The organism is Paenibacillus maysiensis, assembly GCF_000520815.1.
GTDB lineage: Bacteria > Bacillota > Bacilli > Paenibacillales > Paenibacillaceae > Paenibacillus > Paenibacillus maysiensis.
This window is the reverse complement of the sequence record NZ_ASRY01000241.1, coordinates 14,963-27,579: the sequence shown is the minus strand read 5'-3', so window position 1 is coordinate 27,579 and position 12,617 is coordinate 14,963. Positions and strand designations below refer to the sequence as shown.

At 48.5% G+C, this 12,617-nt stretch carries 10 protein-coding genes; all 10 read left to right on the top strand.

The genetic code is table 11. The features are described from left to right. A partial coding sequence (locus L696_RS0117425) for a dynamin family protein (protein ID WP_025684785.1) occupies positions 1-1,859 on the top strand: 1,859 nt, incomplete at its 5' end. Between the two features lie 266 nt (positions 1,860-2,125). Then, positions 2,126-3,901 carry an ABC transporter ATP-binding protein gene (locus tag L696_RS0117420; RefSeq protein WP_025684784.1) on the top strand — a complete coding sequence of 592 codons (1,776 nt, stop codon included), beginning with the start codon at positions 2,126-2,128 and terminating at the stop codon, positions 3,899-3,901. Beyond that, complete coding sequence (locus tag L696_RS0117415) at positions 3,898-5,736, top strand: ABC transporter ATP-binding protein (protein ID WP_025684783.1); 1,839 nt, start codon at positions 3,898-3,900, stop codon at positions 5,734-5,736. Before L696_RS0117420 ends, L696_RS0117415 begins: the two co-directional genes overlap by 4 nt. A gap of 129 nt (positions 5,737-5,865) precedes the next feature. Then, positions 5,866-7,050, top strand: a complete 1,185-nt coding sequence (gene purT, locus L696_RS0117410; protein ID WP_025684782.1) for a formate-dependent phosphoribosylglycinamide formyltransferase — start codon at positions 5,866-5,868, stop codon at positions 7,048-7,050. Further along, complete coding sequence (locus L696_RS0117405) at positions 7,043-7,504, top strand: GNAT family N-acetyltransferase (protein ID WP_025684781.1); 462 nt, start codon at positions 7,043-7,045, stop codon at positions 7,502-7,504. The genes purT and L696_RS0117405 overlap by 8 nt, the downstream gene beginning before the upstream one ends. 205 nt (positions 7,505-7,709) lie before the next feature. Then, the gene (locus L696_RS0117400) at positions 7,710-8,459 is read left to right on the top strand and encodes a CAP domain-containing protein (RefSeq protein ID WP_025684780.1); all 750 of its coding nucleotides are present in this window, start codon (positions 7,710-7,712) and stop codon (positions 8,457-8,459) included. A gap of 255 nt (positions 8,460-8,714) precedes the next feature. Further along, on the top strand, positions 8,715-9,395 hold the full coding sequence (locus L696_RS0117395; RefSeq protein WP_025684779.1) for a TIGR00266 family protein: 681 nt from the start codon (positions 8,715-8,717) through the stop codon (positions 9,393-9,395). 173 nt (positions 9,396-9,568) lie between these two features. Next, complete coding sequence (locus L696_RS0117390) at positions 9,569-10,516, top strand: GDSL-type esterase/lipase family protein (RefSeq protein ID WP_049827431.1); 948 nt, start codon at positions 9,569-9,571, stop codon at positions 10,514-10,516. Beyond that, a complete protein-coding gene (locus L696_RS0117385; protein ID WP_025684777.1) occupies positions 10,516-11,592 on the top strand; it encodes an ABC transporter ATP-binding protein in 1,077 nt (358 codons plus the stop codon). The genes L696_RS0117390 and L696_RS0117385 overlap by 1 nt, the downstream gene beginning before the upstream one ends. Beyond that, positions 11,585-12,574, top strand: coding sequence for an ABC transporter permease (locus L696_RS0117380; RefSeq protein WP_025684776.1), 990 nt, complete (start codon positions 11,585-11,587; stop codon positions 12,572-12,574). Before L696_RS0117385 ends, L696_RS0117380 begins: the two co-directional genes overlap by 8 nt. Positions 12,575-12,617: the final 43 nt, after the last annotated feature.

Genomic DNA, 12,617 nt, shown 5'->3' with positions numbered 1-12,617 from the left:
AGGCCGCCGCTGCATTAGTGAGTCCGTACCCTGCCATGCAGGCGGTGGTACGGGATTTACACGCCCGCGCCGCTGCGCTGGAGGGCGGGCGGTTCACGCTGGCGCTGTTCGGAGCGTTCAGCGCCGGGAAGTCCAGCTTCGCCAATGCTTTGCTGGGCGAGGCGGTGTTGCCCGTATCGCCGCATCCGACGACAGCGGCGATTAACCGGATTATGGTGCCCGCAAGCCAGGAGCGCCATGCCACAGCCGACGTCCAAATGAAATCCGTGGACGCTTTGCGTGAAGACCTTAAATACTCGTTCCGTCTGCTAGGACTGGGAGAACCGGGTGTGGAGGGATGGCAGGATGCCGTACATGCGTTGTCGCCGGAAGGTATTCACCCTGCCGGACGGCCCCATTACAGCTTTTTGAAGGCCGCCGCAGCCGGGTGGGCAGAAGCTGAAAGCTTGCTGGGCCAGCAGCTTCAAGTAAATCTGGAGCAATATCGGGACTTTGTTGCCTCCGAGCATAAGTCATGCTTTGTAGAGCATATTGACCTTTATTATGATTGCCCTTTGACCCGTCAGGGAATCGTGCTGGTGGATACGCCCGGAGCGGATTCAGTAAATGCGCGCCACACAGGCGTAACCTTCAATTATATGAAGCATGCGGACGCTCTTGTATTTGTCACCTACTATAATCATGCGTTTACCCAGGGAGATCGTCAATTTTTGAATCAATTGGGTCGGGTGAAAGAGACGTTGGCGTTGGATCAGACCTTTTTTATCGTCAATGCAGCGGACCTCGCTTCGTCCGAAGAAGAGCTACTATCCGTGACCCGGCATGTGCAAGAGCAACTGCAAGCAAACGGGATTCGTAAGCCGCGTATTTATCCGCTGTCCAGTATGCTGGCGCTGGAAGCAGCCGAGCAGGGAGAGGCTTCGCTGCGTGCGGCTTCACGTTTTGATGCGTTTGAAAATGATTTTTCAGCATTCGCAGCCGAAGAACTGGCCGGATTGTCCATTGCGTCCGCCATGCAGGAGCTGGCACGGCTGCGGAGCCGGTTAGAGCAACACGCCGTCGATGCCAGATATAGCGTGGAGGAACGCGAAGGGCGGTTGGAGCGATTAACCCATATCCGCGAAGAACTGGAGCAAACCCTCTTGAGTCTGTCTGACAGCAGCGGTGCAGCCGTGCTGTCTGGGGAAACCGATGAACTGCTGTTTCACGTACGCCAACGGCTTGCTTATCGGACTGGAGAGTTTATGGCGGAGGCGTTTCATCCGTCTGTCCTGCGGGAAGGCGTGGGCGATCTTCGCTCAGCCTTTGCATCCTGTGGCCGTGAACTAATGCGCCTGATCGAACTGGAGCTGTCACAGGAATTGCTGGCAACCACGCTCAGGCTGGAAAAAACGGGACAAGGCTTGGTACGTAAGGCCGTACAACGGTGCGTAGAGGATATGAACCATCAACTGGAAGGACTGGATTGCACGGCTCCTGAACCCCGAGAGTGGGCTGTTCCGGAACTGATTGAAATTTCCTTGCAGGAGTCCATCCATTGGAAGGAATATTGGAACAGCTTTAAAAATCCAAAGCTATTTTTTGAAGGAGCTGGTCGCGCGGGTCTGCAAACCAAGCTGGAGCCGGTGCTGCGCGAGCGAATCGGGGAAGCTGTAGAGCAACAGCGAGAACAACTATCCTCTTTTTACATTACGCTGGTACAGGAGGAACAAACGTGGCAGACGGCTCTGCTTCGGGAGCAGATGCTGGAGACGATTCGTGGTATGGAGCATGCACTTACGGGTGGTGAGCAGCCACAGGTGTGGGAAGAGCTTGCTAGCCGGATCGCCGCCTTGGAGAAGGAAGAATCTCTGAGATAAAGTATATAAATATGCACACAAGCATAGCTTTCATCAGGACACCGGGTTGCGGGACAACCCGGTGTTTTACGCATACTCCAAAAAGAAAGCAATACCGAGTAATTAGCCATATTCAATGATAAGGAAGCGATTTAATTTGTCTAATCACCCGCCAATTGCGAACCTGCCTGAAAACGGCCTCTTATCCTCTTTGCCGCCTTGGAATGCGAATGGTAAACTTCACTAAGCCATATAACAACGTCGTGCAACTAATGGAGGGACTTGACATGGATGTGCTCAGGCAATTGCAGGGCTTTTTTCGTGAGAGGAGACATTATCTGTTTCTTTCCATTCTATGCCTTGCGATAGCGACGGCCCTGGGACTGGTGTATCCAAACCTGCTCCAAAGGCTAATTGATAACGCTATCATCCCCGGTGACTTCGGGAAAGTCCCGGCACTGGCTCTAACTGTGCTGGGCGTAGTGATCGTCAAAGGCTTTATGCAATTTTTACACGGATTTTTTGGTGGACGGCTGGGTAACTATCTGGCCTACCGACTCCGCAATGCTTGTTATGAAAAGCTGCAATTTTTGTCCTTCAGATATTATGACACTGCCAAAACTGGCGATCTCATGTCCCGTTTGACGGGTGATCTGGAGGCGATTCGCAACTTTATCGGGTTTGGCTTTGCCCAACTCCTCAATGTCGTACTGATGGTCGTATTCGGATCTATGATGATGCTGTACATCAACTGGCAGCTCACCCTCTTTACGATGATCAGCATGCCTCTGCTGCTCTTCGTCACGTTTAAGTTCGAATCCCGAATTCACCCCACCTTTCAGGAAATGCGGCTTGCACTAAGCGCCTTGACGACAGCGGTGCAGGAAAATATAACAGGTGTGCGCACCGTCAAATCTTTTGCCCGCGAATCATATGAGGTTGAAAAATTTTCAGTGCGAAATGAGCAGTACAAAAGTAATCAAATTCAAGCTGCTTCCCTGTGGAGTCGTTTCTTCCCCGCCATGGAGCTGATTGCTTCTGTCAGTGTGGTTCTCCTGCTGGGCATGGGGGGCTATCTGGTTATTGAAAAATCGCTGACTCTGGGTCAGCTTGTCGCTTTTTTTAGCTTAATTTGGTACATTATCGGTCCCATCTGGAACATTGGCTTTCATATCAATAACTATACGCAGTCCAAAGCTTCAGGTGAACGGGTCTTGGAGCTTCTGAATCAACCAGTGGATGTTACTGATGAAGCTGACGCGCTGATGCTTGATGCTGATGAGGTAGAGGGCCATGTTACATTTGAACATGTCACTTTTGCTTACGGGAATAAGCTACCCGCTGTGGTTGACATCAACCTGGATGCGCCCCCGGGATCGGTTATCGGTATTTTGGGCGGAACGGGATCAGGTAAATCCACTATTATTCAACTGCTCATGCGAGCTTATAATGTGAACGCAGGCAGTATCAAGCTGGATGGAACGGATATACGCCATTTGAAAATCCGTGATTTACGTGCTCAAATTTCTTCTGTGTTTCAGGAGACGTTCCTGTTCTCATCCTCCATTCGTAACAACATCGCCTATGGACTAAGCCATGTCAGCATGGATGACATTATACGCGTATCCAAGCTGGCTCAGGCACATGAATTTATTACCGAGCTGCCATTGGGTTATGACACTGTCGTCGGTGAACGGGGACTGGGGCTGTCCGGTGGGCAAAAACAACGGATTGCCATCGCACGGGCCTTACTCAAAAATCCGAAAATTCTGGTGCTTGACGATGCGACCAGCGCGGTCGACATGGAGACGGAGCATGAAATCCAGACCGGTTTTCAAGAGGTTATGCGGGGACGGACCACCTTTATTATTGCTCACCGTATTTCTTCACTTCGTCATGCTAATGAAATTGTAGTGCTGGAGGAAGGGCGAATAGTTCAGCGAGGAACGCATGAACAGCTCATTGCGATCCCAGGTCCATATCAGGATGTGTATCATATTCAATATGCCGACTACATAGCCCAAACTCCTGACGGTGTATCCGAAAGGCAGGTGAGACCATGAATGTACCCGCTGAAAAAGCCAAACCGCTTCAAAAACCAATGAATGAGCGATTTGTGTACCAGGATGATGATATCATCGACAAACCGTTTAACTGGTCGGAATTCAAACGGTTGCTCGCATACATGAAGCCTTATGCCCGGCAGATCCTACCGATCCTTCTGGTCATGATGATTCTCGGTACCATCACCAAGCTGACCGTTCCCTATCTGATCAGTCTGGCCATTGACAAGGCGATTGCTCCCACATGGCCTGCACTGCCCAGTGTAAAGCTATTGCTGCTGATAACCGGAGCTGTGCTGTTGCTATATTTAATTCAATGGGCAGCCAGCACGTACCGCATTAAATTCACCAATATTATCGGTCAACGTGTCATTTACGATCTGCGTGAGGATCTGTTTAAGCATATTCAGAAGCTTTCCTTCAACTTCTTTGATAAAAGACCGGCTGGCTCTGTCTTGGTACGCGTTACGAATGACATCAACTCACTTCAGGATCTATTTACGAATGGTGCGGTGAATGTCCTGATTGACTGCGTACAGCTCACTGGGATCATTGTCATTTTGCTACTGATTAACTGGAAACTTGGTCTGGCAGTGATTGTGACTGTTCCAATCATGTTTTTGATCTCTACCAAGCTGCGTGTGCGCATCCGTCGTGCCTGGCAGGAAGTACGTATGAAGAATTCCCGTATCAACTCTCATCTGAATGAGTCCATTCAGGGTATCCGTGTGACACAGGCGTACACGCAGGAGCAGGAAAACATGGCTTATTTCGATAACATGAACAGCTCCAGCAAGCGGTCTTGGGATAAAGCTTCCGCCATGAATCAGGTTTTTGGCCCGCTTATTGATATTACCGGAGGATTGGGCACGCTTGTGCTGTTCTGGTTCGGGGCGCATCTGATTCAGACGGATCAACTTACGGTAGGTCTGCTGGTTGCGTTTGCCAACTATGTGGGGAACTTTTGGGACCCGATTAATCGACTGGGGCAAATGTACAACCAGTTGCTAGTTGCGATGGCTTCGTCGGAAAGAATTTTTGAGTTTATGGATGAACAGCCGAATATTGCGAATAAGCCGGGAGCCAAAGACCTGCCGTCCATTCGCGGCGATATTCATTTTGAAGAAGTTGTATTTGAATATGAAAAGGGACGTCAGGCGCTTAAAGGCATTAATCTTTCTGTCGAGGCGGGTCAATCCATTGCGCTTGTCGGGCATACCGGATCTGGTAAAAGCACCATCATTAATCTGCTCAGTCGGTTTTATGACATTACATCAGGGCGACTTACGATTGACGGCCATGATGTGCGTGATGTAACGGTGGAGAGCTTGCGTAGTCAAATTAGCATCGTACTTCAGGATACGTTTATTTTTTCAGGTACGATTCGCGATAATATTCGATTCGGTCGTCTGGATGCAACGGATGAGGAAATTGAAGCGGCTGCGAAGGCAGTTAATGCTCATGAATTCATTGTTCATTTGCCGGGTGGTTATGAAACGGAGGTCGAGGAGCGGGGCGGTATGCTGTCTATGGGCCAGCGCCAACTGTTATCCTTTGCCCGCGCATTGCTCGCTAATCCGCGAATTCTTATTTTGGATGAAGCCACAGCGAGTATAGATACAGAAACAGAGCTGAAAATTCAGGAGGCTCTTCAGGTGCTGCTGGATGGCAGAACCTCCTTCATGGTTGCTCACCGTTTGTCCACGATCCGGAATGCCGATCATATCGTCGTGCTGGATCATGGGCAGATCCAAGAAAGTGGGAATCATGAACAATTGATGAAAAAACATGGAATTTATCGGGGGCTGGTGGAAGCACAGTTCAGATTTTTGTAAAAAAAAGATCAAAAAATCGCGGTTTTTGTAAATTTAAATGCGGAGCGCTATTGCAATCTTGGAGCTAAACCCTGAAAATAAAGATGAAAAGAGATCAGAGCAATTTCGTCAGAGGGGGAAGAGTTCAAGATGTGGGGTGCTCCTTTTTCTGCCGGGGCTAAAAAGATGCTGCTGCTGGGTAGCGGCGAATTGGGAAAAGAAGTCATTATTGAAGCTCAGCGGCTTGGCGTGGAATGCATTGCTGTAGACCGTTATGAACTGGCCCCAGCAATGCAGGTTGCCCATCGTTCTCATTGTTTGGATATGCAGGATGCTGAGGCGTTGAAGGCACTGATTCGCAAGGAAAAGCCCGACATAATTGTACCTGAAATCGAAGCTATTGCTACGGGTGCTTTGGAAGAATTGGAGCAAGAGGGATTTCACGTAGTTCCAACGGCCCGGGCCGCCCGTCTTACGATGGACCGGGAGGGTATTCGCAGACTTGCTGCTGAGAAGTTGCAAATTCCGACTGCCGCCTACCGCTTTGCAGATGATTTTGAGCAATTGCGGTCAGCGGTTCATGAGCTGGGCACGCCATGCGTGGTCAAGCCCTTGATGAGTTCGTCGGGGAAAGGGCAGTCTGTATGCCGGACACCCGAAGACGCTGAATCCTGTTGGAATACGGCGCTGGAAGGCGCACGTGCCAAAACAACACGTGTCATTGTTGAGGCTTTTGTTCCGTTTGAGAGTGAAATTACGTTATTGACCGTCAGATCAGTATCGGGTACGACTTTTTGCCCACCGATTGGTCATATTCAGAAGGATGGGGATTATGTCGAATCTTGGCAGCCTCATGGCATGACGGACAAGCAGCTCTTGAACGCGCAGGACATTGCCCGTACGATTACGGATGAACTGGGTGGTTACGGATTGTTTGGCGTTGAGCTGTTTTTAACGGCTGATGGCGTCGTATTCAGTGAAGTATCCCCCCGTCCGCATGATACGGGAATGGTGACGATGATTACGCAGGATTTGTCGGAATTTGCGCTTCATGTGCGGGCCATTCTCGGATTTCCGATACCGTCGGTCACACTGCTAACCCCTGGGGCTTCGGCTACCTTGAAGGCAGAACGGGCTACACGAGATTTTGTAATCGGTGGTCTGCATGATGCATTATTGCTACCCCGGACACAGGTGCGAGTGTTCGGGAAGCCTGAAACCAAGCCGGGACGCCGGATGGCTGTAGCGCTTAGCGCTGCGGGAGATGTGGAAACAGCACGGAAGACGGCCAAAAAAGCTGCCAATATGCTGAAAGTGGAGGTAAATCATGTCTAACAATGTGATGATTCCAGTACTGACAATTCGTTCCGTAGAGCTTGGCGATTGCGAAGCCGTAACAGGACTGCTAAGAGAAGTCGGATATCCGATGACTTGTGGTGTGATGAAAGAAGTTGTGGGAACTACGCAGGAGGACTATCAAGCGAATATGATGGTCGCAGAAATGGATGGTCGTGTTGTCGGCGTAATCGGCATGCATAGGGCTCAAAGCCTTGCTTATCCTGATCCTGCTGTACAAATCACCATGCTGGTCGTGAGCAAGGAGTATCGCGGCGAGGGCATCGGCAAGCGCCTGGTGGCCTGTGGTGAGGAGTGGGGTAGTGCGCAAGGAAGCTTCCATTTGTTCATTACCGGAGCGAATAACCGCATCAAACAAATAGAGGCCCAAGCATTCTACAACCGAATCGGCTTTGAAAAGCAAGGCTACCGTTTCAGCAAAAAGCTTAAATAAAAGTCCTGACAAGCCCGGATTATATTCAGAGCCTCATTAACCCATAGATCAGTCCCGTTTAGGCTATTGCCGAGCGGGGCTATTTTTTTCCAAGTTTTATACCATTGATCCTGCTATGAAACATGATATACTGCTAGAGTAAAGATTACAAAGTTGTAACCAGGCATGTTCACAACAAGATATTATACAACAAGGAGATGACGAAATGAAGAATATGTTGAAAAAAACACTGGTGATGGGAAGTTTAACCGCTATGTTATCCGCAGGATTCATCGTTCCGGCATCAGCTTCACCAGCCGACGATTTGTCTGCCCAACTACAACAATGGTTCCAAGATAACGGATATAAGGTGAATACCTCTAACGGAACGACTACGATTACGAAGACCGTAATTCAGGATTTGTCTGGACAGGATAAAGCAAAGACGAAGACAAAGACAAAGACAACGAATCCTTCTTCCGACAAGCAAGTAGCAAAGCCAGCTAACCAAAAAGGTTCACAGCCTGCTGGGAACAAACAGTCGAAAGCACAAAATACGAATTCAGGAGCGGGTCAGTCCGCTGGGTCGGCTGCACAGCTCAGCAAGTCCCAATTTGCAGCAGAAGTAGTCAAGCTGGTTAATAACGAGCGTAGCCAAAAAGGTTTGAGTCCACTCGCTTCTAATGCGAAGCTTACCGAAGTGGCCTTGGCCAAGGCAAAGGATATGAGTACAAACAATTACTTTTCCCATACATCCCCGACCTACGGCTCACCGTTTGATATGATGAAGAAATTCGGCGTAACTTATACGTATGCGGGTGAAAATATTGCCATGGGACAACAAACACCGCAAGAGGTTATGAAAGCCTGGATGAACAGTCAGGGACACCGTGAAAATATTTTGAAGGCAGAATATACACAAATCGGTGTAGCTTACTACAATGGATATTGGGTACAGGAATTCACACGTAACTAAAAGTCGATAATAAAAAGCGCTTCAAACGTCATTATGTTTCTCATGTATACCATTATACTGACGATTTAAAGCTAATTTTAAGGGCCTGCTGACACGTTCAGCGGGCTTTTTTACGTTGTTTTCCCTTCTAATAGAATAGTGCGCTTACCTATTACTTTTGCTTATATGCAAGAACAGGTATAAGTGCTACAAGTATAGTATGATAACACCAAGCTATTTTGATACTAATAACTTATGGGAAAGTCAGGTGAACGAATGAGCTACGAAATTGTGCATGAAGGTGCTTTTGCTATGCTCAAGGTGCAGTTGAACCCCGGAGAAACGATTAAAGCGGAGATGGGAGCTATGGTTTCCATGTCGTCCAGCGTGGATATAAAGGGGACTGTGGATGGTGGATTGTTGCGCGGTTTAGGCCGGATGCTGAGCGGGGAGAAATTCTTTTTTCAGGAGCTGAGAGCATCTCGGGGGTCAGCTGAAGTGCTGCTTGCTCCGGCAAGTATAGGTGATGTGCAAGCGGTGGAATTGGACGGTACGTATAGACTTTTGGTGCAAAAGGATGGCTTCCTGGCGTGTACGGAAGGCGTTGAGGTCAGCACCAAAATGCAGAATCTGATGAAAGGATTGTTCTCGGGCGAAGGTATTTTTATCGTTGAAATCAGCGGTCGCGGAACAGTGTTTTTGTCCTCTTACGGAGCCATTCATCCGATTTATGTTGCACCCGGAGAGGAGCGTATTATTGATAACGCTCATCTGGTGGCATGGCCGGACTATATGGATTACAAAATTGAAAAAGCGTCCAAAGGCTGGTTGTCCAGTGTAACGAGCGGAGAAGCACTTGTATGCCGTTTTCGCGGCGAGGGGACGGTATTGATCCAAAGCCGAAATCCGGGCAGCTTCAGACAATGGATCAAAAGCTTTATACCCGATAGCAAGTAGTTTTTCGTCTATGTAGAGGTAAAGGATGAGCTGTACGAACCAAAAAGGCGTAATAAAAAGGATGGCTATATGCCATCCTTTTTAACATACTTATGTAACTTTCTGCTTTCTTTTTACATGTATGCTTCATAACACTCAGAACAGTTTATTTGCAAAATGATATGAGAAGCTTTATGTTTATTTCACCAAGTGATCAGGAGGGAACACGAGTGAATTCATCAAAATGGATTTGGCGGTCTGTCGGTTCCGTGTCCATCGCCGCCACACTGCTATTATTGTACGGATTTATTGCCGCAGTACGAAGTATTACGGCTCCCGAGCCGCTCGCTAGCACCAAACCTGTAAATTCGGGTTCATCACAAATACAAAATGCGCCATCCGCTGCAACTCAGGTGGGGGAGTTTAGGGTAGCTGCCATAGGAGATTCGCTGGCAAAAGGAACCGGCGATGACTCGGGCAGTGGTTTTGTACGACGGTCGGTAACCTTGTTAAATGATCAGGAAGGCCATAAGGCTCAGCTCATTAATAACCTTGGCATTAACGGGCTGACGACTCAAGGACTTTTGACAAAACTGGATGAGCCTGGCGTTGCTTATGTGTTGAAAAAGGCTAATGTTATTATTGTGTCCATTGGCGGAAATGATTTGTTTCAGGGGGCACAAGCTGCCCAAACTGGTAAAGAGCCACCTACGCTTAATGGCTTGCGTAAGGCTCTGCCTGATGCAGCCAAGCGTTTGCAAAAAGTGCTGACAAAAGTCGGAAAAATCAATCCGAAGGCTAAAATTATATACGTTGGACTATATAATCCATTCAGTGACCTGCCGGAAATGAATATTCCGGGAAATCTCGTCGTGACGGAATGGAATCTGGCCGCTATGGCGATTACCAATCAAAACAGTAATATGACGCTGATTCCAACCTTCGATTTATTTCAGCAAAATTTGCCGGTTTATTTATCCTCTGATCATTTTCATCCTAACGGACAGGGCTATCAGGCAATTGCTGAGCGTATCGCTCAAGGGTTTGCGGTAGCAGCGGCCAAGGAAGGCGACAATACGGAGGATGGACAAAAGTCTACGAGCAGTCAACCCGCTGATATGAAGAAGGGAGGGAACAAGTGATGGGTATCCAATCTGCTGACAAGACCAAGACCGATGTAGCAAGGGCTTCGACAGCCACAGATGGAGCATCCGGCTATCATTCCGACAATCAGTTCGGCAGTGCAGACGGAAGCAGAAGCGACAACGAAACCGTTCTCTCTGTTCAGCACGTCAAAAAGCGTATCGGACGAAAAATGATCATTCACGATGTAACATTCGACGTACGTGCGGGTGAAATTTTTGGCTTTCTTGGTCCCAATGGAGCCGGAAAAACAACGACCATCCGTATGCTGGTCGATCTGATCAAGCCTACGGAGGGCACTATAACTGTATGTGGACATAATGTGAACCGTGATCCGGAGCAGGCCTTGCAGTATATCGGTTCTATTGTGGAAAATCCGGAGGTGTACAGTTACCTGACAGGGTGGGAGAATCTGGAGCATTTTGCCCGGATGCAGCCTGGTGTGGATGAACAGCGTATTCGTGAAGTGGTGGAGCTGGTGCGGCTGGATCGCCGTATTCATGATAAGGTAAGTACGTATTCTCTCGGGATGCGTCAGCGTCTCGGTATTGCACAGGCCTTGCTTGGCAAACCTAAGCTGCTTATTCTGGACGAACCGACAAACGGGCTGGACCCCAAGGGGATCAAGGAGATGAGAGCTTTTATCCGTCTGTTGGCGGCAGAGGGCATGGCTGTATTTGTTTCCAGTCATTTACTTAGTGAAATCCAGTTGTTGTGTGATCGTGTGGCGATTATTAGCCGGGGACGGGTACTTGCTGTTGGCGGTGTGCGGGAATTGGTTGAAACGCATTCGCGTATGGCCGTATGGCAACTGGAGCCCCATGATCAGGGTCTTGCCCTGTTGGAAGGCTCTCCGCATGTACAAATCATTACGAACGCCGATGAACTGATTGATGACAGCATTGTTGCAGGCAGCGGAGCGGATGCCATTTTTACTGAAATGGACGAAGAGCATATCGCGGAGCTGGTCGTACAAATAACGGCTTCCGGCATTTCCGTTAAAGGTGTAAGCAAAATCAACCCTACACTGGAGCAGCTATTCCTGAAAATGACGGAAGGTGAGATTCTTGAATAACATTTTACCGCTCGTACAAAATGAAACGCTCAAAATCATCAAGAAGAAACGATTTTATGTCATTTTACTTGTTTTGCTTGTGCTTGTGCCGATTTTTACGTACGCTCAGATGAAGGTGGCGGAAAATAACCGCGAAAAATTCGGCAATGACTGGCGACTGGAGCTGCGTCAGGCCATTACAGACAACCAAAATTCGCTGGGCAGCGACCGGGTTCCGGAGGAATGGAAGACCTACAGGCGAGTATTTGTCCAACAAATGCAATATTATCTGGAAAATGACGTGAACCCGAATGAGCCAAGTGGCGTAACCTTTACCAGAGAGTTTATGGACAATTCTATTAATTTGTTCGTTCCATTGCTTATTATGGCTATTGCCTCCGATCTGGTTTCAGGAGAACGAACGACGGGTACCATAAAAATGCTGCTGACCCGTCCTGTCAGGCGGTGGAAGGTACTGCTGAGCAAGCTGCTAACGTTGTATATGTTCGTTTCGCTCATCATTTTGGCTGTGTTTGTGATCAGTTATCTTATATCGGGCTTGTTTTTTGGCTTTCGCGGCTTTAATGTTCCGGTATTTACGGGCTTCCAAATTGTTGGATCGACGGTGGATATGTCTGCGGTACATGCGATTCCTCAATGGCACTATCTGATGTTACAAGCCGGATTAATCTGGTTCGTCAGTCTCGTGGTAGCCTCGCTTGCCTTTATGGTATCGGTGCTGGTACGCAGTACGGCGGCAAGCATTGTGGTAATGATGGCTGCGCTTATTTCAGGCACAATTTTAACGAACATGGCCTCATCCTGGCAGAGCGCCAAATATTTATTTATGGTCAACCTCGAATTGACCGATTATTTATCAGGAAGCCCCGCCCCGATTGAGGGGATGACCTTGCCGTTTTCTTTGGCTGTACTGGGCATTTGGGGGGCTGCGGCGCTGATTGTTTCATTCGCCGTCTTTACGAAACGGGATATATTGAATTAAAATGGACAAGGTAAAAGAAAACATCTGTTTGCATTTTTGGTGA

Coding starts and splice junctions, on each gene's coding strand:
- purT (WP_025684782.1), top strand. CDS start 5,866: ATGTGGGGTGCTCCTTTTTCTGCCGGGGCTAAAAAGATGCTGCTGCTG.
- L696_RS0117415 (WP_025684783.1), top strand. CDS start 3,898: ATGAATGTACCCGCTGAAAAAGCCAAACCGCTTCAAAAACCAATGAAT.
- L696_RS0117385 (WP_025684777.1), top strand. CDS start 10,516: ATGGGTATCCAATCTGCTGACAAGACCAAGACCGATGTAGCAAGGGCT.
- L696_RS0117405 (WP_025684781.1), top strand. CDS start 7,043: ATGTCTAACAATGTGATGATTCCAGTACTGACAATTCGTTCCGTAGAG.
- L696_RS0117395 (WP_025684779.1), top strand. CDS start 8,715: ATGAGCTACGAAATTGTGCATGAAGGTGCTTTTGCTATGCTCAAGGTG.
- L696_RS0117420 (WP_025684784.1), top strand. CDS start 2,126: ATGGATGTGCTCAGGCAATTGCAGGGCTTTTTTCGTGAGAGGAGACAT.
- L696_RS0117390 (WP_049827431.1), top strand. CDS start 9,569: ATGTTTATTTCACCAAGTGATCAGGAGGGAACACGAGTGAATTCATCA.
- L696_RS0117400 (WP_025684780.1), top strand. CDS start 7,710: ATGAAGAATATGTTGAAAAAAACACTGGTGATGGGAAGTTTAACCGCT.